This is a genomic window from Paenisporosarcina sp. FSL H8-0542 (assembly GCF_038632915.1).
Taxonomy (GTDB): Bacteria; Bacillota; Bacilli; order Bacillales_A; family Planococcaceae; genus Paenisporosarcina.
On record NZ_CP152050.1, the window covers coordinates 1,469,457 to 1,493,709 of the forward strand.

Annotated in this window: 24 protein-coding genes; 21 read left to right on the forward strand and 3 right to left on the reverse strand. The window is 39.2% G+C overall.

Annotated features, from left to right (window positions below):
* The first annotated feature begins 533 nt into the window (after positions 1–533).
* The 11 genes from MHH33_RS07815 to MHH33_RS07865 all read left to right on the forward strand — a co-directional run bounded on the left by MHH33_RS07815 (position 534) and on the right by MHH33_RS07865 (position 9,887).
* The gene (locus tag MHH33_RS07815) at positions 534–2,618 is read left to right on the forward strand and encodes an HDIG domain-containing metalloprotein (protein ID WP_016426891.1); all 2,085 of its coding nucleotides are present in this window, start codon (positions 534–536) and stop codon (positions 2,616–2,618) included.
* A gap of 12 nt (positions 2,619–2,630) precedes the next feature.
* A complete protein-coding gene (gene ybeY / locus MHH33_RS07820; RefSeq protein ID WP_342543460.1) occupies positions 2,631–3,119 on the forward strand; it encodes an rRNA maturation RNase YbeY in 489 nt (162 codons plus the stop codon).
* A complete protein-coding gene (locus MHH33_RS07825; protein WP_342543742.1) occupies positions 3,106–3,471 on the forward strand; it encodes a diacylglycerol kinase family protein in 366 nt (121 codons plus the stop codon). Before ybeY ends, MHH33_RS07825 begins: the two co-directional genes overlap by 14 nt.
* 12 nt (positions 3,472–3,483) lie before the next feature.
* On the forward strand, positions 3,484–3,894 hold the full coding sequence (locus MHH33_RS07830) for a cytidine deaminase (protein ID WP_016426894.1): 411 nt from the start codon (positions 3,484–3,486) through the stop codon (positions 3,892–3,894).
* Positions 3,878–4,792, forward strand: a complete 915-nt coding sequence (gene era / locus MHH33_RS07835) for a GTPase Era (protein ID WP_016426895.1) — start codon at positions 3,878–3,880, stop codon at positions 4,790–4,792. Before MHH33_RS07830 ends, era begins: the two co-directional genes overlap by 17 nt.
* A gap of 18 nt (positions 4,793–4,810) precedes the next feature.
* Positions 4,811–5,605 (forward strand): DNA repair protein RecO, encoded by a 795-nt coding sequence (recO, locus tag MHH33_RS07840; RefSeq protein WP_016426896.1) that lies wholly within the window; start codon positions 4,811–4,813, stop codon positions 5,603–5,605.
* A 213-nt stretch (positions 5,606–5,818) separates the two neighbouring features.
* Positions 5,819–6,358, forward strand: coding sequence for an AAA family ATPase (locus MHH33_RS07845; protein ID WP_342543461.1), 540 nt, complete (start codon positions 5,819–5,821; stop codon positions 6,356–6,358).
* Between the two features lie 954 nt (positions 6,359–7,312).
* The gene (locus MHH33_RS07850; RefSeq protein ID WP_342543462.1) at positions 7,313–7,858 is read left to right on the forward strand and encodes a GNAT family N-acetyltransferase; all 546 of its coding nucleotides are present in this window, start codon (positions 7,313–7,315) and stop codon (positions 7,856–7,858) included.
* A gap of 105 nt (positions 7,859–7,963) precedes the next feature.
* Positions 7,964–8,491 carry a DinB family protein gene (locus tag MHH33_RS07855; protein WP_342543463.1) on the forward strand — a complete coding sequence of 176 codons (528 nt, stop codon included), beginning with the start codon at positions 7,964–7,966 and terminating at the stop codon, positions 8,489–8,491.
* Between the two features lie 119 nt (positions 8,492–8,610).
* Positions 8,611–9,048: a GNAT family N-acetyltransferase gene (locus MHH33_RS07860; protein ID WP_016426901.1), complete on the forward strand. Its 438-nt coding sequence runs from the start codon at positions 8,611–8,613 to the stop codon at positions 9,046–9,048.
* Positions 9,049–9,119: 71 nt separating this feature from the next.
* On the forward strand, positions 9,120–9,887 hold the full coding sequence (locus MHH33_RS07865) for an alpha/beta hydrolase (RefSeq protein ID WP_342543464.1): 768 nt from the start codon (positions 9,120–9,122) through the stop codon (positions 9,885–9,887).
* Between the two features lie 106 nt (positions 9,888–9,993).
* On the opposite strand, the gene MHH33_RS07870 is transcribed toward MHH33_RS07865, so the two are convergent.
* Entirely contained in the window at positions 9,994–11,376 is a 1,383-nt protein-coding gene (locus MHH33_RS07870) for a glycine--tRNA ligase (RefSeq protein WP_016426903.1), read from the reverse strand.
* 330 nt (positions 11,377–11,706) lie between these two features.
* Between MHH33_RS07870 and MHH33_RS07875 the strand changes: the two genes are divergently transcribed.
* From MHH33_RS07875 to MHH33_RS07910, 8 genes are all read left to right on the forward strand, one after another.
* Positions 11,707–12,345, forward strand: a complete 639-nt coding sequence (locus MHH33_RS07875) for a helix-turn-helix transcriptional regulator (protein WP_147640277.1) — start codon at positions 11,707–11,709, stop codon at positions 12,343–12,345.
* A 13-nt stretch (positions 12,346–12,358) separates the two neighbouring features.
* On the forward strand, positions 12,359–13,162 hold the full coding sequence (locus MHH33_RS07880) for a pyruvate, water dikinase regulatory protein (RefSeq protein ID WP_342543466.1): 804 nt from the start codon (positions 12,359–12,361) through the stop codon (positions 13,160–13,162).
* Positions 13,163–13,465: 303 nt separating this feature from the next.
* Entirely contained in the window at positions 13,466–15,277 is a 1,812-nt protein-coding gene (dnaG, locus tag MHH33_RS07885) for a DNA primase (protein WP_342543743.1), read from the forward strand.
* Between the two features lie 29 nt (positions 15,278–15,306).
* Complete coding sequence (gene rpoD, locus MHH33_RS07890; protein WP_016426907.1) at positions 15,307–16,437, forward strand: RNA polymerase sigma factor RpoD; 1,131 nt, start codon at positions 15,307–15,309, stop codon at positions 16,435–16,437.
* 138 nt (positions 16,438–16,575) lie between these two features.
* Positions 16,576–17,715: an acyl-CoA dehydrogenase gene (locus tag MHH33_RS07895; protein ID WP_016426908.1), complete on the forward strand. Its 1,140-nt coding sequence runs from the start codon at positions 16,576–16,578 to the stop codon at positions 17,713–17,715.
* Between the two features lie 140 nt (positions 17,716–17,855).
* The gene (gene cccA / locus MHH33_RS07900) at positions 17,856–18,218 is read left to right on the forward strand and encodes a cytochrome c550 (RefSeq protein ID WP_342543744.1); all 363 of its coding nucleotides are present in this window, start codon (positions 17,856–17,858) and stop codon (positions 18,216–18,218) included.
* A 240-nt stretch (positions 18,219–18,458) separates the two neighbouring features.
* Positions 18,459–19,157, forward strand: a complete 699-nt coding sequence (locus MHH33_RS07905; protein ID WP_342543467.1) for a tRNA (adenine(22)-N(1))-methyltransferase TrmK — start codon at positions 18,459–18,461, stop codon at positions 19,155–19,157.
* Positions 19,154–20,272, forward strand: coding sequence for a Nif3-like dinuclear metal center hexameric protein (locus MHH33_RS07910; protein WP_342543469.1), 1,119 nt, complete (start codon positions 19,154–19,156; stop codon positions 20,270–20,272). Before MHH33_RS07905 ends, MHH33_RS07910 begins: the two co-directional genes overlap by 4 nt.
* A 33-nt stretch (positions 20,273–20,305) precedes the next feature.
* Here the strand turns inward: MHH33_RS07910 and MHH33_RS07915 are convergent, their stop codons facing one another.
* Positions 20,306–21,283 carry a 4-hydroxy-3-methylbut-2-enyl diphosphate reductase gene (locus MHH33_RS07915; RefSeq protein WP_342543470.1) on the reverse strand — a complete coding sequence of 326 codons (978 nt, stop codon included), beginning with the start codon at positions 21,281–21,283 and terminating at the stop codon, positions 20,306–20,308.
* A gap of 65 nt (positions 21,284–21,348) precedes the next feature.
* Positions 21,349–21,903, reverse strand: a complete 555-nt coding sequence (vrrA, locus tag MHH33_RS07920) for a VrrA/YqfQ family protein (protein WP_342543471.1) — start codon at positions 21,901–21,903, stop codon at positions 21,349–21,351.
* A 122-nt stretch (positions 21,904–22,025) separates the two neighbouring features.
* On the opposite strand from vrrA, the gene MHH33_RS07925 reads away from it, so the two are divergent.
* Positions 22,026–23,327, forward strand: a complete 1,302-nt coding sequence (locus MHH33_RS07925) for a DEAD/DEAH box helicase (RefSeq protein WP_016426914.1) — start codon at positions 22,026–22,028, stop codon at positions 23,325–23,327.
* Positions 23,328–23,339: 12 nt separating this feature from the next.
* On the forward strand, positions 23,340–24,227 hold the full coding sequence (locus tag MHH33_RS07930; RefSeq protein ID WP_342543472.1) for a deoxyribonuclease IV: 888 nt from the start codon (positions 23,340–23,342) through the stop codon (positions 24,225–24,227).
* Positions 24,228–24,253 lie beyond the last annotated feature (26 nt).

The following is a 24,253-nucleotide window of genomic DNA, read 5'->3' on the forward strand; positions in this document are numbered from 1 at the left end:
AGCAGCATGCTCCGAATGAGTCCGAAAGTATGAAAACCAGATACTTGTAGGACTACCGCTTCAGCTCTTGAGGATTGGCTGGGTTGGCTTTAAAATTCATTTCTTAGAATCAAAGCTTGGATGAATGGTGGCTTCTTTTTGTCCACTCGCAAGAGGTTATTGACCAGTCATGCTGATTACTGACCATTTATCACAATTTTTGTCCATTCAGCAATAGTTATCGTCCATTCGAAAACACTTTCTGTCCATTCGCCTGAACACGGACACTCAGTCCTTACCAGAAACACATACATACAAAAAAACCTGGCATTTCATTCGATGTCAGATTTTTAAGCTGATTTGAAAAATGAGTCGTGCGCAAATACATTCTTTCATTTCTATTCAATCAACTAGTCTACGAATCTATGAATGTGCAGTGTTGTTGCATTACGCAATTCATAAATCTTTTACAATTGTCGGTGTAATGATAGAAAATTCTTGATATGATAGTAGGTAGAAGATGGGGTGATGCAGTGAATAGCTGGATTAATAAAATGCAGTCACTAGTGGGCTACCGAACATTTACCGTTTTAACGATTGTGATAACAGGTTTACTCCTTTTTTTAATTCTCGTAAACGGAGTTAGACCAGAGAAATATGATATAAAAGAATTTCACTTATCGAAAGATACAATTCGCTCCATAAAAACAGTTGAAGATCCTGTGAAGACTGAAGAAGAACGTCAAAGAGCAGCTTCAGAGGTTACAAGTGTTTATCAATTCTCCGAGGAAATTGGCGAAAATCGTGCAGCAATTGTTACGTCCGTAATTGATTATGTTCTGGAAGAAAAAGCAGAATCAGTTAAATCGGCTACGCCAATAGAACAACAAGTAAGTAACTTGAAGGAAAACCTTAATGTGCTAGAAACTGATGGGGAAGGAATTCGCTTTACCGATGATGCCCTGGTTTCCTTACTGTTATTGGAGAATGAGTCCTTAATAACTTTAAGAGATTCTCTAACTGCTTCAGTACGCGATATTATGAGTAAGCCGATTCGCACTGAGCAAGTAGCCAATGCCAAAAATGAAATTGAACGAAGCATTCGGGAAAATTTGCAGATACCAGAAAGTGTTCTGCCCACAGCTGTGTTAATTGGACGCTACAGCATCACTGTAAATGAAACGTTAAATGAGGAACTGACTCAGGCCCGAATCGAGCAGGCGCGAGCGAGTATTGAGCCGACCAGAATTCTTCAAGGGCAAGTAATTGTTCAGGAAGGTCAAATCATCGATCGGGAAGTGTATCGACAACTTAAACTTCTGGGAATGTTAACGAATCAATCGTCATTGGAACCGATTTTGGGGCTGATTCTCTTTATTTCACTTTGTATGTGGCTTGTACATATGCAAATGGCAAAATGGCGTACGAATAAAGAAGAACGGCAACGGGCACTTCTTGTTGGAATGCTGATTTTTATTTTGTCTGTCATCGGAATGAAATTAATCAGTTTGGTATCAGACAATTTTGACGTGACAATTGCCTTTTTATTCCCCACTGCATTAGCTCCAATGCTGGTACGTTCATTAATAAATGAACGCTTTGCCGTATTAATGGCATTTTTGACGGCAGCGGTCGCAGGTCTAGTGTTCCAGGAAGGGTATTCTGCTGTACTTCAGATGGAAATTGCCCTATATATTTTATTCGGTGGATTTGCAGGTTTATACGTGATTCAAGGTGCTGAAAAACGGTCACACTTACTTCAGACGAGTTTAAATGTAGCTGTTGTCAATTTCATTTTTATGGCATTTTATTTACTAATGACTCAATCAGACTATGGGGTTAGTGAATTGCTGTTTTACGGTATTGCTGCACTCACCTCTGGTCTTTTGTCCGGCGCTTTGACCATTGGCTTATTACCGTTCTTTGAATCAGCTTTCGGATTAATTTCCACAATGAAACTGATCGAACTCTCAAATCCGAATCATCCATTGCTGAAAAAAATCTTAACTGAAACACCAGGAACGTATCATCATAGTGTAATGGTCGCAAATCTGGCTGATGCAGCCTGTGAATCAATTGGTGCAGATGGATTATTAGCACGAGTAGGCTGTTACTATCATGATATCGGAAAAACAAAACGACCAGGATTTTTTATAGAAAATCAAATGAGTCATGCCAACCCTCATGATGCACTTCCTCCAGAAACCAGTAGGGACATCATTTTATCCCATGGTAGTGATGGAGCAAAATTATTGCAAAAGCACAAAATGCCAAAAGAAATTATTGATATTGCTGAACAACATCATGGGACAAGTTTATTAAAATATTTTTATTTCAAAGCAAAAGAGGAAGGGCAGCCCGTAAACGAAGAAGATTATCGTTATGCAGGGCCTAAACCTCAGAAAAAAGAGACAGCTATTATTTCCATTGCAGATAGTGTGGAGGCTGCCGTCCGTTCAATGAAGCATCCTACAGCAGAAAAAATACAGGAAATTGTACATTCCATTATCAAAGACCGATTACATGATGGGCAATTCGATGAATGTGATTTAACACTTAAAGAACTTAAAACCGTCGAACGCGTTCTGTGTGAAACTTTGAATGGTATATTCCATTCTCGAATTGAATACCCACAATAAAGGAGCTTATATATGCACTTAACGCTAGATTTAATTGACCAAACAGAATCATTATCAACGGAGAACCTGGAGCTTATTGAAAAAATGTTACATCATGCTGCTCAGGCTGAAGGTATTGAAGCTGGCAGCGAGTTATCCGTGACATTCGTGAACAATGAGGATATTCAGCAAATCAACCATGAATATAGAGGTAAGAATGTACCGACAGACGTCATTTCATTTGCAATGGAAGAACTGGGAGAAGGTGAAATGGCGATTGAAGTAGAGGGTGTGCCACGAATGCTTGGGGATATCATCATTTCAGTCGAACGCGCAAAGGAACAGGCAGTTGATTACGGCCATAGTGAAGAAAGAGAATTGGGCTTTTTAGCAATACACGGTTTCCTTCATTTACTCGGCTATGATCATATGGAAGCCGAAGACGAAAAAGAAATGACTCAAAAGCAAGAGACGATCTTACAGTCTTTTGGATTGCGACGTGAACAGGATGAAAAGCAATAATTTCTTGAATTCATTCAAGTTTGCATTCGAAGGAGTCATTTTTGCAAGTAAAAGTGAACGGAATTTTCGCTTCCATTTGCTTGCAGCAATTGCTGTGATTTTGGCGGGAACGTTCAGCCATTTATCAAGAGTTGAGTGGATTATCTTGATTTTATGTATTTCCGGGATGTTGAGTCTGGAATTGGTCAATTCTGCTTTAGAAAGAGTCGTTGATCTCGCTTCACCAGAAATTCATGTTTTAGCTAAGCTGGCGAAAGATATGAGCGCTGCTGCAGTTCTTGTATTTGCCTGTGCAAGTGCTATAATCGGAATACTCATCTTTTTACCTAAGTGGATGGAAATTATTAATTGAGGTGTTTTACTAATGGATAAATTACAACTAATGGAAGAATCCAAAATCGCACGCGAAAATGCGTACGTACCATATTCAAAATTTAAAGTGGGTGCTGCTCTGCTTACGAAAGAAGGCAAAGTATACCACGGCTGTAATATTGAAAATGCATCATATAGCATGACAAACTGTGCAGAGCGCACAGCGATGTTTAAAGCTGTTTCTGAAGGCGTTCGTGACTTTGCTTCACTTGCTGTCGTAGCTGATACGGACGGTCCTGTATCGCCATGTGGAGCATGTCGTCAAGTCATTGCAGAGTTCTGTGAGCCAAACATGCCTGTCTATCTAATTAACTTAAAAGGAGATGTACAGGAGACAACAGTTGCTGGGTTGTTGCCAGGTGCATTTACTCCGGAGGATTTAGCTTATGCTGGAAACAAATAAAGGGTACAAGTCTGGCTTCATTTCAATCATTGGCCGTCCAAACGCTGGGAAATCGACATTCTTAAACCGTGTTATCGGTCAAAAAATAGCGATTATGAGTGACAAACCTCAAACAACAAGAAATAAAGTTCAAGGTGTTTTAACAACGGACACGGAACAACTTATTTTCATTGATACTCCGGGAATCAATGAGCCTAGACATAAACTAGGGGACTTTATGCTGAAAGTCGCGAAAAACACGTTACGTGAAGTAGATGCGATTTTGTTGATGGTTGATTCTACTGACCGTATCGGTAAACAAGACCGTTACATTTTAGATATGCTCAAAGGGAATGAAACACCAGTCTTTCTGGTGATGAATAAAATCGATTTAATCCATCCTGATAAGCTTTTGAGCGTAACTGAATCTTTCAGAAATGAATTTGATTTCGCGGATGTATTGCCAATTTCTGCACTTGAAGGCATCAATATCGAAGGATTGTTGAAAGTCCTGACTCAACACTTACCTGAAGGACCTCAATATTATCCAGCAGATCAAGTAACTGATCACCCAGAACGTTTCATCATTTCTGAGTTGATTCGTGAAAAAGTTCTTCACTTAACGCATGAAGAGATTCCTCATTCAATTGCTGTTGTTATTGAGAAAATCAAACGAGACGAAGATAGTGAAAAAATCCGTGTGACAGCGACGATTATGGTAGAGCGCGATTCACAAAAAGGCATTGTCATCGGTAAAAAAGGTGCTCTTCTTAAAGAAGTTGGGATGCGAGCACGTAAAGATATCGAAATGTTACTTGGAAGCAAAGTATTTCTTGAACTTTGGGTAAAAGTCCAAAAAGACTGGCGTAACAAACAAGTTCATTTACGAGATTTCGGTTTCCGCGACGACGAATATTAATAAGGGGCGTGGGGGCAGTTGCTGAATCGAATTGAAGGCATTGTCTTAAAAACGCAAGATTACGGGGAATCCAATAAAATAGTCACCATCTATTCACGAGAAGGCGGTAAGGTAACTGCAATGGCAAGAGGTGCGAAAAAGCCTGCCAGCAGACTCGCTGCCATCACTCAACCCTTCACTCATGGGTCCTTCCTGGTCCAGCAAGGACGAGGAATGGGGACTATGCAACAAGGGGAACAAATGGAGTCTTATCGTCATATCCGGGAAGATATTGAAGCGACTGCCTATGCAAGTTTTGTGGTGGAATTAATCGATCGTGCAGTGGAAGAACGCACCGCTCAACCAGCCATTTTCAATTTACTTCAGCAAGCATTGCATGCCATTTCGGAAGAATATGACCCTGAAGCGATTGCTTTGTTCGTGGAGTGGAAAATGTTGCCGGTCACCGGGATTTACCCCACATTGCATCAATGTGCTAATTGCGGAGCAACAGATGGAGAATTCGCTTTTTCGTTTCAACAGATCGGTTTTTTATGTCATCGGTGTTTTGATATTGATCGCTATATAATTCGTTTGACACCTGCTCAAGTCAAGCTCATTCGGACGTTTTACACGGTGCCGATTGAGCAAGTTGGGAAGTTGACATTAAAAAAAGAAACGAAAACGTTTATCAAGAAAATCGTGAGAACCATATACGAGGAACAAACAGGCATTCGACTGAAGTCCAGGTCATTCATTGATCAACTCGATCGTTCGCCACAATATTTCCCCAAAAAAGAAAATCCGTCTATTGCCCCTGAAGAAGGGCAGTAAGACGGTTTTTTTTATGCGAAATACGTGTGCTCACGGAATATTCTCTAACCTTTTTGGTTAAATGGATATTACTGGTATAATATAAGGGGTTATAGTTGGTGGCTATGAAAAATATTTACTGATTGGCATGTCAGTATTATTACGGCAGGAAATGGTCCCAAAACAAAATCTGAATTATAGATTGGAGCTGGATTCTTGAAGAGGTTAGTTATTATGACAGTTGGTATAACCCATAGCGGTAAGACTACATTTGCGAAAGCATTAGAAACAGAGATGCCTAACTCAGTTGTGATTGATCAAGATAATCATGCTGAATTCCTCCATACATACTACCAAACGTTATTACCGAAACAAGGACATAATACAATCAAATATTCTCTTACACAAACTATTGTCGATTATGCAATTAATGAGACTAATTGCCACCTCATTCTTTGTAACTCAAATCGCAATCGTAAAGGCCGTTTGAAGCTGCTTGAACATTATCATAATGAAGGATTTACAAGCATTCTTGTGGATTTTGATGTGCCAGAACATGTTCTTAAAGAGCGTGTTGCGAAAAGTAAACGTACTACAAAAATATTAAGAACTGCTTCAACTTTTGAGGAAGTGCGAACTAGGCAACAGAATGAGACTAATAAAGGTGATGTGATAGCGCCGATAGAAGGCGAAGCGGAGCATTTATTTGTAATCAAAAACGCGGTTGAAGTTCATTCTGTTATTAGAAAAATTATCGAAATTGCTGATAATTGATGAATGCCAAAAATTATCTAAAGTGTACATACGTTAACATTGCAAAAGGTTTTTGTTTTCTCTAGAAGACCTCAGCTTGTTGACAAAAGAATAATAATTAATATAAAAGTATAAAAATTGAGTTCTTATTATTTGCACTCTATCGAAAAAGATTGTGGTCGGCTATTTCTTTCGCTTTCCGCGGACGAAACGCTAGCCTCCTCGGCTCAGCTGTCTATGACAGCTGAGCCTGTGGGGTCTAGCTTGTTTCGTTTTTCCGCAGGAGTCTTCAGAAATAGCCAACCACCTTCCAACTTAAATATTTTGCAGAGACACGCTTACAGAAGCATTTCTTTTGATTGGAGTGGAGGCGGCGGAAAACAACTGCTCCTGCGGTTACTCGTCGCAAAGATTAGGACCAAATTGCCTTTGGTCCTAATCTTTTCAGCGGGAACAGCACGAGCTGAAGACCCCACAGGAAATGAATAGTGCAAATGAAGTTTGCACTATTCGTTTGCGACGAAGCTAGCGAAGCGATGCAGGAGCACCGGTTTTTCTAGTGACGAGGAGACTGAAGCCGTGCCCGCGAAACACGTCCGCCGCAATGGAAATCAACATTTTCTTGCATAGGCTCTTTTTCAATAGTATACAGTTATATTCACTCATTTTTTTGTTTGTCTACAGTCTGGGTTTTCGTTTTCTCTAGAAGACCTTTTTTATGCCTAGAAAGCGTATCAATTTAATCTCACAGGACAAATAGGGGATACTTAGTGAAATAAAACACTATTATGGATCGGAATCGGTAGCAACTTTTAATAAAGATCCAATTAAGGAATTTAAAGAAAAATTAACATCAATTAGAACACTTTTTCCAGAGGATTATCTGAAGGAAATAGATGAGTTGATCGTCATTTTTAGTAATGAAAAAAATGATAAGATCAAGATTGCGGGTCATTAAGACCAGGAGGCCATGGAATGAAAATTAATCCTATGGGATGTTTTATCAATAATTTACGTTATTCTATAAGATCTGCAATAGAAACCGATGCGAAAAATTTATCTGAAGTTAGATTGCAAATAGATGGAGAAACGGAAAACTTAGATAGGGAAAAAGGCGAGGCATACATAGACGAAATAGGCTTTAAACAAGTAATTAAAGATGATACGGAAAGCATCAGCAACCTATTTTTAGTGGCAGAAGTTAATGGGGAAATTGTTGGTTTTTCAAGATGTGAAGGGAACAAATTGAAAAGAAGTTCTCATAAAGTGGAATTTGGTGTCTGTGTATTACAAGAGTTTTGGGGCTATGGTATCGGAAAAAACCTTTTACAACAATCCATTCAATGGGCAGATTCTAATGATATTAAGAAAATAACCTTGAAGGTTCTCGAAACCAATGATCAAGCAATGGAACTATATAAAAAATATGGTTTTGAAGTGGAAGGGATGTTAAGAAAAGACAAACTTCTTTCTGATGGAAATTTCTATAATACCATATTGATGGGGAGATTTAATGGTTGACTCTTCTATTCGTTTAACTTTTTGTATGCAATTATTCCGTGCGATAACTATTCATGAATATTTTAAAGCATGGCGAATAGTATGTTACGTGGTAGATAAATTAACTTGAAAGGTTGGGATGTTTTGAGTAAATTTGAAAATGAAAATCTGTTAATAACGAGAAATAATCTTCTAAATGAAATGAATTTATTAAGTGATGAAGAATTCAATTATACTCCTGGAAAAAAGAGTTGGAGTATTGCACAAATATGCAACCACTTAGCTTTGACAGAAGAAATTTTTGCTAAGGCAATTGCTTATGGACTCAAAAAATCCAACATCAGTGCAGAACCCAAAAAAATCGATTTTTTATTAGACAGGTCAAATAAGTTGGAAGCACCAGAAATCGTTATGCCTCAAATTGAATCTGCCGAGACTCATCAAATTATTGACCAATTAAGCAATTCAAGAAATTTATTAAACAACATCTTAAATACTGTAGAAGATACATCGATCTTGGTTGACAAATCAGTAAAACATCCATACTTTGGTGATTTACCTCTTTATCAATGGATCGAATTAATTTATTTACATGAACAGCGGCACATTGAGCAAATAAAAGAAATTAAATCACTGTACCAAACCACCCGATAGTCTTAATCAATTGAACTTATGTTTTACTTCAAGATGGAGTAAAGCATTTTTCTTTTTGGGACATTTAAAAGATCATTTAAAAGTGATACAAAATATAAAGTTAACAGGATGGTTAATCAATGACAATTGAAATTAGGACAGTGCAATCATCTGATTATGAAGATTTACTCGAACTGATGGCGGAATTAGGTTATCCTACATCACTTGAAGAACTTACGAAACGATTTGAGTTATTATTAAGTCATACTGAATATGAAACATTAGTGGTTGTGAAAAATAATCAATTAATTGGTTTTGCAGGGTTATGCAAGGCTCTATCTTTCGAATTTACTGGAGTATTTGCACGAATACAGGCATTCGTTATAAGTTCAAAACAAAGGAAACAAGGGGTCGGCTCAATGCTATTGAAAGCTTGCGAAGAATGGGCTATTGTGCAAGGAGCAGGTTCCATAACTTTAAACAGTGGAAATAGAGAAGAGCGAATACCAGCACATGCTTTTTATATAAGAAATGGATATATTGGTAAAAGTACGGGTTTTACAAAAAAATTAATATGAGGTTCAGAAGTTTCTCTATTCAATTACCGGTTTTACTTCATGTGACCTCGTACAAAATGAGGTGATGCGCATTGAAAATAGAGAAATATTACGTGGAAACATCTAAAGGAAAGCTGCAATATAATATTAGCGGAAAAGGTAAACCCAATGTCGTTTTGATTAACGGTGGGTCGGGTCCCATTGAAGGTTGGATGAAAATACTCCCGGAAATTTCGCAATTCTCATCAGTATTTTCTTATAATCGATTTGGTGTTACTGGTAGCGATAAGCCAATCGAAAATCAAGATGGAATGACAATTGTTAATACTCTCCATGAAACACTAAAAGTCTTGGGATTTGAACCTCCTTACTTATTTGTTGGACATTCTCTAGGGGGCTTATATGCAAATTTATATGCGCGACTCTATCCTAACGAAGTAGCTGGAATTGTCTTTTTGGAATCCAGCCATCCAAAAGATATCAAACTTGAAGAATTTGAAGGTAAGGCAGTAAAAACAATAAATAAGATGCTCAAAATGTTGGATTCCTTATCTTCACACAAACAATTCGATGAAGTAAATTTTGTAAAACGAACTGTGAGTCAAATTCATCAAATAGATGCTTTTCCCGAAATACCTGTATTTGTTGTTACAGGTGGGAAGAAAAACCGAATGATGCCAGAGGAAGTACGAATAAAACGACAAGATAATCAATTGGAATTACTGACATTGTCAAAGAATAGTAAACACATTGTTGCTGAAAAAAGTGGACATTTCCCGCAATTATCAGAGCCAAGAGTCGTCATTGATACGATCAAAAATTGTGCAAACGAAATAAATGAACTAGCCCATAACAAGTAGTCTCATATTGATAAAAATAGGGAGGGAGTTGTGATAAAATTCACATCTCCCTCCCTTAATTTATTCTATAGAGCAATTGAGCATAAATGTTTCAATCCTGTTTAAATTAAAATTCTAAGTGTTTTTCAATATATGCTTTAACTTCTACGATAGGCATACGTACTTGTTCCATTGAATCACGGTGACGTACAGTTACTTGACCGTCTTCAACTGAATCAAAGTCATACGTGATACAGAAAGGTGTTCCAATTTCGTCTTGTCGACGGTAACGTTTACCGATTGATTGAGACTCATCATAATCGACCATAAATGATTTGCTTAAATTAGCAAACACTTCACCAGCGCCTTCAGCTAATTTTTTCGATAATGGTAAGATAGCTGCTTTTACCGGAGCTAATGCAGGGTGGAAACGTAACACGGTACGTTTATCATCACCTTCAAGAGTTTCTTCAGCATATGCATCACATAAGAATGCCAGTGTGACACGGTCTGCACCTAATGATGGTTCGATACAGTATGGTACATAACGTTCATTCGTTATCGGATCTATATAGTTGAAATCTTCACCAGAGTGCTCCATATGGCGTTTTAAGTCGAAGTCTGTGCGGTCTGCAATACCCCAAAGCTCGCCCCAGCCGAATGGGAATTTATATTCCACATCTGTTGTAGCCGATGCATAATGTGATAGTTCTTCTTTATCGTGATCACGTAAACGCATGTTTTCTTCGTTCAAACCTAAGTTCAGTAACCAGTTTTTACAATAGTCGCGCCAGAAAGTAAACCATTCCAAATCTTCACCTGGCTTACAGAAGAATTCAAGTTCCATTTGCTCAAATTCCCGCGTACGGAATGTGAAGTTACCTGGCGTGATTTCATTACGGAAACTCTTACCGATCTGAGCAATCCCGAATGGCATTTTTTTTCGCATTGAACGTTGCACATTTTTAAAGTTTACAAAAATCCCTTGTGCTGTTTCTGGACGTAAGTAAATATCGTTAGAAGAAGTTTCCGTCACACCTTGAGAAGTTTTGAACATTAAATTGAACTGACGGATGTTCGTGAATTCTTGAGCTCCACAATCTGGACAAATAATGGCGTGTTCGCTGATTAATTCTTCCATTTTTTCGAATGGAAGTCCGTCAACAATCATTTCGATTCCTTTTGCTTCAAGAGCATCTTCAATCAGTTTGTCTGCACGATGGCGTGCTTTACATTTTTTGCAGTCAATCATAGGGTCATTGAAATTTCCGATATGACCTGATGCTGACCAAACTTTAGGATTCATCAAGATAGCTGCGTCAAGACCAACATTATAAGGAGATTCTTGAACAAATTTGCGCCACCAAGCTTTTTTGATATTATTCTTAAGTTCAATTCCAAGTGGACCGTAATCCCAAGTGTTGGCTAAGCCTCCATAAATATCCGAGCCAGGGAAGACAAAACCTCTGTGTTTCGCTAAACTAACTACATTTTCCATTGTGATTGTCATAACAATCCCTCCAAAAATAAAAATAGCACTCGTCCCCGGACATTAAATGTCCGGGGACGAGTGCATAATACCCGCGGTTCCACCCCAGTTAATTGCTAAAAGCAATCCACTTTCATTAACATGACTCCAGGACGCCTTTTCTTGTTCGCTGCAGACTTGCACCGTCTCTGCTCGCTAAAGGATGAACAATACTTATTTTCCTATCTTCGTCTATATAATTGACTATATTGTAGCATATAAAAATCTAAAGTGCCACTTAAACAGGGTACTAGATAAGCCCACTTAATTAGTATATAATATTGAACATTGAGTATAACACTTTTTGAGGCGGTGAGTCCGATCGAACTCAACAAACGTCAAGAGGACATTTTGCTAATTGTAAAAGAAAATGGTCCGATTACAGGAGAACAAATTGCAGAGCGTCTGCATTTAACAAGATCTACACTTCGACCGGATTTAGCTATATTAACCATGTCGGGGTTTCTGGATGCACGACCTCGTGTAGGATATTTTTATTCAGGCAAAAAAACTGGTCAAGCTGTTTCTGACAGCATGATGAATATGAAGGTTCGGGACTTTCAGTCAATCCCGATTGTAGTAGCAGAAGATATGACCGTATATGATGCCATCTGTCAAATGTTTTTGGAAGATGTCGGCACGCTATTTGTTGTAGATAAAAATTCATATTTAACAGGCGTATTATCAAGAAAAGATTTACTCCGAACGAGTTTAGGTCAACAGGACTTAAATAAAATTCCCGTACATATCATAATGACTCGGATGCCAAATATAACATTTTGTTATAAACACGACTCACTTATCCATGCCGCGAAGAAGTTGATTGACAAACAAATAGATGCTTTGCCAATCGTAAAACAACATCCTGATGGTTACGAAGTGATTGGTCGTTTGACCAAAACAAACATTACACGTGCTTTTCTGTCATTAGCGGAAAATCACGATTTGTGAGGTGACGGAAACCATGAAAAACCTGCAAATATTTATTGTTTCGGATTCAGTGGGCGAAACAGGAGAGTTAGTTGCGAAAGCAGCGGTAAGTCAGTTTAGACCTGGTTTACAGGATACGTCCTTAAAACGATTCCCTCATATCGCGACACTCGATCATGTAAAAGAAATTGTAAATCTTGCAAAACTGCAGCAAGCGATTATTTTATATACGCTTGTCCGAAAAAAGATGCGCTCAACTTTGCAAATGGAATGTGCAAAACATAGTGTAAGATCCATCGATTTAATGGGTCCGCTCATGGATACACTTGAACTTGAATTGAATGAAATTCCTTTTGAAGAACCAGGGTTAGTGCGGAAATTGGATGACGATTATTTCAAAAAAATTGAAGCAATTGAGTTTGCTGTAAAATACGATGATGGACGGGATCCACGTGGTTTACTATTGGCTGACATCGTCCTCGTCGGCGTTTCCCGCACTTCCAAGACCCCTTTATCTCAGTATTTAGCACACAAACGATATAAAGTCGCAAATGTTCCATTAGTGCCTGAAGTAGAGCCTCCGGAAGAGTTATTTAAAGTTGACCCGGAAAAATGTTTCGGACTTGTCATTTCTCCAGAGAAGTTAAATTCAATCCGGAAAGAACGATTGATTGCTTTAGGACTTAATGATGATGCAAGCTATGCAAAATTGGAACGCATTAAACAAGAAATCGTCCATTTTGAAAAAGTAGTTTCCCGAATTGGATGTCATGTGATTGATGTGACGAATCGTGCAGTCGAAGAAACAGCAAATGTCATCTTAAACAAAATCCAGTAAGGTGAAAACCATCCCTATGAGGGAAGGTTTTTTCTTTTGAAATAATAATTATTTTGTGGATTTTTCAAGAAAAACGTTTTATAATAAAAAATTGTGGTAAAAATATTTAATAAGGGTTGTCATTTCGTAAGTTTTGTCAAGATTTCAATAATTTAGATTTTTGAAAATCACTATAGAAAAAAACAGTATTACTTCTACAAAGGGGGTAATATGTATTTTTTTTATTATTTTTGTCGAAACTTGCAGGATTTTCATCGATTATCTCGAATTCAATATTTAGCCTATAAAGATGGTGATGACAACGTGCAACGAATTCCGGAAGAAACAATTGAACAGATTCGCACGAGTAATGATGTTGTTGATGTTATTAGCGAATACGTTCAATTAACAAAACGTGGACGCAACTGGTTTGGTCTTTGTCCTTTTCATGGAGAACAAACTCCTTCATTCTCAGTTTCACAAGATAAACAAATCTTTCATTGTTTTGGATGTGGTGCCGGAGGAAATGCCATTACCTTCGTAATGGATATCGACAATCTTTCTTTTCAGGAAGCAGTTAGCAAATTAGGATCACGTATAGGTATCGACCTGGACATTGAACCTCAGAATGGCGAAGCTAAAACGGTCTCCAAAGAAGAAACAAGAATGAAAGAAGCGCACACGTTTGCTATGAATTACTACCATCACTTGCTTTTAAATACGGAAGAAGGAGAAAAAGCCCTTCATTATTTAGAAGAAAGAGGATTTTCAAGAGAGCTTATTGAACAGTATAGAATTGGGTGGTCACTACCTAATTGGGATGCCTTAACCACGTTGCTTGAACGTAAAGGATTCAATCCGGCCGAAATGGAACAAAGTGGTCTGCTCATTCAAAAAGAAAATAAAAATGAATACTTCGATCGATTTAGAGAACGAATCATGTTTCCGGTTCGTGATGAAGCGGGACATGTCATAGCATTTTCTGGACGTGTATTAAATACGGAGTCGCAGGATGCAAAGTACATGAACAGTCCTGAGTCTCCGATATTTCAAAAAAGCAAAGTTTTGTATAATTTGGATGTTGCGCGCCCTATAATCCGTAAAAAGCATAAAGTGATTGTCATGGAAGGTTTTATGGATGTTATAGCAGCGGCAAAAGCGGGCATCATGAATACTGTTGCTACGATGGGTACTTCGCTTACAAAGGAACATGTTAATAAACTGAAACGTCTAACTGATTCTGTGACACTTTGTTACGATGGGGACGCTGCAGGGCTAGAAGCTGCAAAACGTGCTGCACAGCTATTAATGCAGGATAAAGTGAAAACGGAAATAGCCATCCTGCCAGATCAAATGGACCCGGATGACTTTGTTCAAAAAAATGGAGCAGAGGCATTCGAAAAACAAATAATTGAACGACCCCATGCTTATTTGGCTTTTATGATGATGGTTGCAAGACGCAATAAAAACTTTCAATTTGAAAATGACACGTTACAATACGTGCAAGAAGTTCTCGAACACTTTGTCGGAAATTCTTCACCAGTTGAACGCGATTTATATATTCGGCAATTAGCCAATGAAACCAATATTTCGGAAGATGCGATTTATCAGCAATTTCGAAAGATTGAAGGGAAAAATATTAAGCAGAACTCGAGACAACAGGCTCCTCCTGTTGCCCAAAACGCTCCGGTAAGTCGTAAGCGTATACAGGCAATTGATCGGGCTGAAAAATTGTTGCTCGCTCATATGTTACATCAAGTTGATATTGTCGATCGTTTACACCAAGATCATGGCCTACACGTATTCATCCACGATCCTTATGAAGCGATATTTGTTCGTCTCATAGGTTTCTACGACACATATCCTCAAGCTGATACACATCGTTTTCTAGAAATTCTAGAAGACACAGAACTACGAAAGCTGGTCATGGAAGCAACGTTAACAGAACGAGACCCGGAACATGCAAGTGAAGAAGTCTCCGACTGCTTACGACAAATAAATAAACATCGAATCGAGCTTCAAATTCAAACGAAAATGCACGAGTCCAAAGAAGCAGAAAAACTTCAGGATATGACACGTGCTTTAGAGCTAGCAAAACAAATGATCGATTTGAAAAAATCGTTATCAACGATGTAAATTGATTGGTTTTTAAAGGAGGAAGACTTATGGCGGACAAGTCTGAGCGTTCAAAAGAGGTAGAAACTGAGGTCACATTAGAAGAAGCAAAAAAATCTCTACTCGAACTGGGTAAAAAATCGGGGGAGCTGACTTTTGCTGACATAGCTGAAAAATTATCCGTATTTGAGTTGGAATCAGATCAAATCGAAGAATTTATTGAACAGCTAGAAGCACAAGGTGTGGAGCTTGGTCGTAAAGACGGCGATGAAGAAGACTTAGAAAAATTAATGAAAAAAGGGCAAGAAGAGGAAACATTCGATTTAAACGATTTAAGTGTACCACCTGGTGTTAAAATCAATGACCCAGTGCGAATGTACTTAAAAGAAATCGGTCGTGTTGACTTACTTTCTGCAGATGAAGAAATTGCCTTGGCTAAACGTATTGAAGCAGGCGATGAAGAAGCGAAAAAACGTTTAGCAGAAGCGAACTTACGACTGGTTGTAAGTATTGCCAAGCGTTACGTTGGCCGTGGCATGCTGTTCCTGGATTTAATTCAGGAAGGTAATATGGGTCTAATCAAAGCGGTGGAAAAATTTGATTTCCGTAAAGGATTCAAATTCAGTACGTACGCAACTTGGTGGATTCGACAAGCGATTACACGTGCTATTGCTGACCAAGCTCGTACGATTCGTATCCCTGTCCATATGGTTGAGACCATCAACAAATTAATCCGCGTTCAGCGACAGTTGCTTCAAGACCTAGGTCGCGAGCCTTCTCCAGAAGAAATAGGGGAAGAAATGGAATTGCCAGCTGAAAAAGTGCGTGAAATTTTAAAGATTGCTCAAGAGCCAGTTTCACTTGAAACACCTATCGGGGAAGAGGATGATTCGCACTTAGGAGACTTCATTGAAGACTCGGATGCACAATCTCCATCTGACCATGCAGCTTATGAGTTGTTAAAAGAGCAGTTAGAGGACGTTTTAGATACTTTAACTGACCGAGAAGAAAATGTATTGCGTTTGCGTTTTGGTCTTGATGATGGACGTACACGCACTTTAGAAGAGGTAGGGAAAGTATTTGGTGTTACGCGTGAACGTATTCGTCAAATCGAAGCAAAAGCTTTACGAAAATTGCGCCACCCTTCAAGAAGTAAACGACTAAAAGACTTTTTAGAATAGAATGTTCAAAGATGCTCACACAGGTGAGCATCTTTTTTTGTTCTCTTTTTTAATAGAAGAATAATAGTTGTGAATGTTAGAATATTTCATATATAATGAAAAATGAAAGCGTTTTAAAATTAAAAGGGGTTGAATGTAGTGAATTTTGATTTATCGCAAGAACATCAGATGATTCGCAAGACAATGAAAGAGTTTGCGGATAAAGTTGTAGCACCAGGTGCGATAGAACGTGATCGGACGAAAGCTTTTCCAAAAGAAATTTTTAAACAGTTAGCCGACATGGGGATGATGGGCTTACCGTTTTCAGAAGAATATGGTGGGGCTGGTGCAGATACAATCAGTTTTGCTATTGTTACTGAAGAACTTAGCAGAGCATGTGCATCTACCGGTATTACGTATTCAGCGCATATTTCTTTAGGTGGGGCACCGCTTAATTTGTTTGGAACAGAAGAACAAAAACATAAATATTTAACGCCGATCTGCACAGGTGAATCTTTTGGAGCTTTTGGGTTAACTGAACCGAATGCAGGCTCAGATGCAGGAGGTACACAAACACGTGCAGTTGAAGATGGTGACGATTTCGTCATTAATGGCAGCAAAGTATACATTACGAACGCAAGCTATGCGAAACATTTGGCAATCACTGCGATTACCGGAGTAGTAGATGGTAAGAAGGAAATCAGTGCGATTATTGTGCCAACTGATGCCGAAGGATTCACAGTGATTGATAACTACGAAAAAATGGGCTTAAATGCTTCTAATACAACAGAACTAGTTTTAGAGAATGTGAGAGTACCAAAAGAAAATCTATTAGGCAAACGCGGCGAAGGATTCCGTCAGTTTTTAGTAACACTCGATGGCGGTCGTATCGGTATTGGAGCAATGGCGGTAGGGATTGCTCAGGCAGCATTCGACCGTGCGCTTCGTTATTCTAAAGAACGCAAACAATTCGGCAAACCATTGTCCGATTTCCAAATCACTCAATTCAAATTGGCGGATATGGCCATGAAAATCGAATTGGCTCGTACGATGGTCTATAAAGCTGCGTGGCTTAAAGATCAAGGTCGTCCATTCTCAAAAGAAGCATCAATGTGTAAATTATATGCTTCTGAAATCGCCATGCAGATTGCTGACCAAGCCGTTCAAATTCACGGTGGATATGGCTATATGAAAGAATATGAAGTTGAGCGTTATATGCGCGACGCTAAATTGTGCGAAATTGGCGAAGGTACTTCAGAAGTGCAACGAATGGTAATTGCTCGTTTAATCGGCTGTTAAATTTCGCTAAATTGTCGAATTTATCACAATCCGTGAAAACTTCCGAGATAAGACTTTTCGTTTTTGATGGAATGCAGTACAATAACACTGTTGACTGATTCTATTCTAGAAAAAGAACGAACGAAAAAGGAGGTTACATGATGCAAAAAAATCCAATAGTTCCTTTCATTTTAATTATGGCATTTGGTATCGGTCTTATTTTCTTCTTATCAATTCAAGGTGTTGATAAAAAAGAAGAAATCGCTGCTGGACATGAAGAAGGCGCAGAAGGCGGAAAAGCTGAAACTGCAGAGTTCGATCCAGAAGTGGCGAAAGGAAAATGTATTTCTTGTCACGGCGGAGATCTTAAAGGTTCAGTAGGTCCTGCTTTAGCTGGTACTTCTTTATCTAAAGAAGAAATTACTAAAACTATCGTAAATGGTAAAGGATCTGGCATGCCTGCTGGTTTACTACCTGAAGATCAAGCAGCACAAATGGCTGATTACATTTTAAGTCTAAAATAAGCTGAAACCCTTATCTGAAATGGATAAGGGTTTTTTCATGCACTAGATTTGTCATGCTTCGTGAATAGAATACAAAAGTGCACGAATAGAAAGTGTGAAATTCACAATACCGCGAAAAGGACCTCTGAAACCGCGAATAGACGAAAAAATCATTTTCAACGGTCTTCCCATTACATTCGGGAACCCGTTTTTTCATGTCTATGGTACAATCTTGTTTATAGAAGAAAGGAGAGGATTTCGTTGAACGCACAACGTCTCTCAGAGCGATTAACACGTGTCGCTTCATTTGTTGAAAAAGGTTCAATTGTGGCAGATATCGGAAGTGACCATGCTTATTTACCATGTTATCTTGTTCATCAGCAGATTGCAGAAAAAGCAATAGCAGGGGAAGTGGCAAAAGGACCGTATGAATCGGCACGCAATCAGGTTCATGCTGAACAATTGCAGGAACAAATTACGGTTCGATTTGCAAACGGACTGCAAGCAATAGAAAAAGAAGATTCTGTTGATACAGTGACAATAGCTGGAATGGGTGGTCCATTGATTGCCTCCATTTTAGACCAAGATATCGACAGACTGATAACGGTGGACAGACTCATTTTACAACCGAATATTCACGCGAAAGCAATTCGAGAATGGGCAATATTAAATGAATGGAAGCTAATTGCAGAAGAAATTTTGCAGGAAGACGACAAGATTTACGAAATTCTGGTATTGGAAAGAGGAAAGATGTCTTTAACAGCAGCACAGTTGCTCCTTGGTCCATTTTTAATGGAGGATCGTAATGATGCGTTCTGTAAAAAATGGGAGAAAGAATCAGCTGAATGGGAACGCATATTAGAAGCGATTCGCGTAGCTGAATTATCAAAAGATGTACAGATGAAAAAAGATGAAATCGAAGAAAAATTGAAGATTGTAAAGGAGGCTCTCAGTACATGAAAACTGCGAATGGACACGAAATCATTCAATTATTTGAGTCCTGGTCGCCTAAATTCTTTGCATTAGAAGATGACCCCATCGGTTTACAGATCGGTAAATTGAATCTACCCATTAAAAATGTATTGGTTACACTCGATGTTACACTTGAAGTTGTACAGGAAGCAATCGACAAAAAATGCCAGATGATTCTCGCACATCATCCACCTATTTTCCGTCCATTAAAAAATCTCCGTACAGATTCGCCATCAGGTGAAATGTTTGCGCTTTGCATCAAACATGACATTGCTGTTTATGCTGCCCATACCAATCTGGATGTGGCACCGGGTGGGGTGAATGATTTGTTGGCCGAAGCACTCGGATTAAAACAAATCAACATTCTGGAAGAAACATATGCGGAACCGATGATGAAGTTAGCCGTGTTTGTACCGACCTCATCTTCAGAAGATTTACGTAAATCGCTCGCATCTGCTGGAGCAGGGCAAATCGGCAATTACGATAGCTGTAGTTTTTCATCCACCGGCAAGGGGAGATTCCAGCCTATAGATGGATCAAATCCCTTTATCGGCACTAAGAATCACCTGGAAGAAGTAGAAGAGGATAAAGTGGAAGTAATTTTCCCTGCTTCCCAAAAATCAAAAATCCTAAGAGCCATGTATACAAATCATCCATATGAAGAAGTGGCTTTTGATATATGGACACTTGATTCAAAAACGCAGCAGCAAGGAATTGGCCGCATTGGAGAGCTTGAACGAGCAATGACTCTTGATGAGTTTGCTCAACAAGTCAAAAATCGACTGTCTGTTCCTTTTGTGCGTGTTGTAGGCAATCCTTCGGCAAATATCCGTAAAGTGGCTGTTTTGGGTGGGGACGGCAATAAGTACATCCAAAAAGCAAAACGGGCAGGGGCTGATGTCCTTGTAACGGGGGATTTATATTTCCATGTTGCACAGGATGCACAAGCACTCGGCTTAAATGTAATTGATCCAGGACATCATGTTGAATCCATAATGAAAAAAGGTGTTTCCGAAAAAATGAATGGCATGTGTAAAGAGAAAAAATTCGACTGTACATTTATTGCATCGGAAATTTCCACTGAGCCCTTCAGAATTCTATGAAAAAAGCTATCCATTGCTGGATAGCTTTTTTCATTAAGTAAGTGTATAGGGTTCAATCCGGTCAACCGGTTTAGGAGTTTTGATTTTAGGTAAAATCTTATCAATTGTAACCGTACGATCCAAACGATGGGTTTGTGGATCTAGTGGGTCATACTTCTCCAAAAATTGGACAACTTCTTTTACGATAGGTGTCGGTGTAGAAGCGCCCGCTGTAACGGCAATGCGCTCAATTCCTTCTAACCATTCAAGTTTAAGCTCAGATAAGTCGGATATCCTGTAAGAAGGGGTGTTGGCAATTTCTTCGGATACCTGGGTAAGTCGATTTGAATTATTACTCATCGGATCTCCGACAACAATTAACAATTGGGCAGCACCGGCTTGATCGGCGACGGCTTCTTGTCGAACTTGAGTAGCCAGGCATATCTCTTTATGCACTTCGATATGAGGATATTTAAGTGATAATTTTTCCATTAAGGCAGCAACATCCCATTGACTCATCGTCGTTTGGTTTGTCACAATCAATTTTTCTGCCTGAATGTTCAGTTGTTCAACATCTTCGACCGTCTGTACAAGGTGAACAGCATGTGGTGCAACACCTACTGCTCCTTCAGGTTCTGGATGTCCTTTTTTGCCGATATAAATGACTTGATATCCTTCAGTTGTCTTTTCACGTATCAAATCGTGAGTAACCGTCACGTCAGGACAAGTGGCATCAATTGACACCAATCCTTTTTGTCTGGCTAATTCACGGACTTCAGGTGAAACTCCGTGGGCAGTGAAGATGACTGTGCCGCCCTCGACTTTTTCCAGAATTTCTTTACGATTCTCTCCATCCAGCGTAATGATCCCGTCTTTTTCAAAGGCATCGGTAACGTGTTTGTTGTGAACAATCATACCTAATATATAAATCGGGCGTGGAAGGGATGTATCCATCGCTGCATTACGAGCGATTACCATTGCATCCACGACGCCGTAACAATAACCACGTGGGGAAATTTTGAGTACTTGCATATGTAGCACTCCTCTCAGAAGTTGTTAAGTTTTATTATAACTGAGAGGAGCGGCGAATTCAAAAATCAAAAGGGTGGCTGGAAAATACGTGGTTGTGAAGCTCCACCAAGGCGGGGGGCAGCGGATGCAACATTACGGACAGCGCTGGCAGTGGCCGTAGCGTCAGGCATATTTTGAAAACCTCTGTACATTCTCCATAATGCCGGTATGTTTTGGACCATAGGTGCAACTTGTTGGACCATAGGTGTCAGTTTCTGAGCTGTGTTCAAGAAACGGTCAGCGGTTTCCATGAACTGCTCAACACGGTTCGTTCCCTGTGGTAATCCACCATTTCCTAATGCATTCCCAATACCACCTAAAGGCGATTGGGATCTATTAGCATTACCTAAGGTATTCCCTAAACCACCAAAAGGCGATTGGGATGGATTATCATTACCAAAGGCATTCCCAAAACCACCAAAAGGCGCTTGGGATGGATTATCATTACCAAAGGCATTCCCTAAACCACCAAAAGGCATTTGGGTTGGACTTCCACCAGAAAAGCTTTGCGGCATCGAGTGCCTCGGTGAAACATTCGGCATTTGTGATTGTGCGAATGGATAAAAAGATTGATAACGCATAAAATCCTCCTTTCTAAATAAATAGTTAATTGACGCAGAGGGCACACTACAACTATGATAAGCTGATGGTCTTCAAAATAATCAAAACATGATACAATGGAAGAACGTAAGGAGGGGCAAAAATGTCCAAATATACAGATTATGATTTTCAACCTTTTTTACAAAATGCCATTAGTAAATTAGGCTTTACAGAACCAACCCCTATTCAAAAAGAAATGATACCTCTAATTCTTAAAGGAAAAAGTGCGATTGGCCAAGCACATACGGGTACAGGGAAAACGCATAGTTTTTTAATTCCGATTGTTGAGCGAATCCTCACTGACAAAACAGAATTACAAGCTATCATAACTTCCCCAACACGTGAACTTGCTTCCCAGATTTTCGAAGAACTAAGCAAACTGACTGAAGGTACAGACATTCAATCAAAATTGTTTATCGGTGGAACTGATAAACAACGTTCGATTGACAAGTTAAAATCACAACCACATATTGTGGTTGGGACACCAGGTCGTATTCGTGACTTAGTCAAAGAGAATGCTTTGCTTGTTCATACAGCACCGATATTAGTAGTAGATGAAGCAGACCTCGCTTTTGACATGGGCTTTATCGAAGATATCGATGCATTTGCAGGAAAAATGCCAGATTCACTTGAAATGTTCGTATTCTCAGCGACGATTCCTGAACGCTTGCAACCATTCTTGAAGAAATATATGGAGTCTCCAGTACACATCAACATTGGTGAAAAACGACCAGTAGCAGAAGGAATTGTCTTCAATCTGGTTCCTGTTCGAAGCAAATCGAAAAAGAAACGTTTAGTTGAAGTGTTGAATGGGATTAATCCTTACTTGGCTATTATTTTTGCCAACACTCGAAAAAATGCTGATGACGTAGCCAATTATTTAGCTGAAGCGGGATATCGTGTAGGACGGATTCATGGTGATTTAGCACCACGTGAACGTACACGCATGATGAAACAAGTCCGTGAACTTGAGTATCAATACATCGTTGCAACAGATCTTGCTGCCCGTGGTATCGATATTCAAGGTGTCAGCCATGTCATCAACTATGAGCTGCCAGAAGACTTGGAATTCTTCATTCACCGTGTCGGACGTACAGCTCGTGCAGGTTTGGAAGGCACAGCTATTACATTATATGAACCGACAGATGAAGACGCGATTATCCGCATCGAAAAAATGGGAATTCCTTTTGTTCATGTGGATGTAGTTGATGGTGAGTGGTCACCTTTAAAAGAACGCCACACACGCAAAAACCGTAAAAAAACAACTGAAGATGAAATTGATGCGAAAGCAAAATCAATGGTCCGTAAACCGAAAAAGGTTAAACCAGGATACAAACGTAATATGAAATGGGAAATGGACAAAATCAAGAAGAGAGAACGCCGCATCAAAAACCGCAAAAAGTAAGGGGTGTTCTTTATGCTATTAGGTTCACATGTTTCCATGAGTGGAAAAAACATGCTGGTCTCAGCCAGTGAAGAGGCTGCGTCTTATGGGGCAAACACTTTTATGATTTATACTGGTGCACCACAAAATACGCGTCGTAAACCGATAGAAGAATTGAATATTGAAGCGGGACAAGCACATATGTTGGCGAATGGTATGTCGAACATTGTGGTTCATGCGCCATATATCATCAATATCGGGAACTCGTTGAAACCAGAAACGTTTGCACTCGGCGTCGAGTTTTTACAAAAAGAAATTGAGCGAACTGCCGCATTGGGTGCCAAACAAATCGTCTTGCATCCTGGAGCACATGTTGGGGCAGGAGCAGATGTCGGTATTGCAAAGATTATTGAAGGCCTAAATGAAGTGCTTTCACAAGATTTCCCTGTGCAAATCGCTTTAGAAACGATGGCAGGAAAAGGTACAGAATGTGGTCGATCTTTTGAAGAGCTTGCACAAATCATAAATGGCGTGACACATAACGAACGAATGTCGGTTTGTTTTGATACTTGCCATACGCATGATGCAGGTTACGATATTGTTGAAGACTTTGATGGTGTCTTAAAGCAGTTTGATCAGTTGATCGGACTGGATCGTTTGAAAGTTCTTCATATTAATGACAGTAAAAATGTCCGCGGTGCAGGTAAAGACCGTCATGAAAATATAGGACTTGGTGAAATTGGTTTTGATGCACTTAATTATATCGTGCATCATCCCCAGCTTACTGCAGTTCCTAAAATTCTAGAAACACCTTTCGTCGGATCAGATGCGAAAAACAAAAAAGCACCTTATCTTTATGAAATTGACATGTTCAAAAAACAGACGTTCATGCCAGAAAGCATTGAGAATTTACGTTCTTAAATCAAAAGAGACTCAAGCATATATTT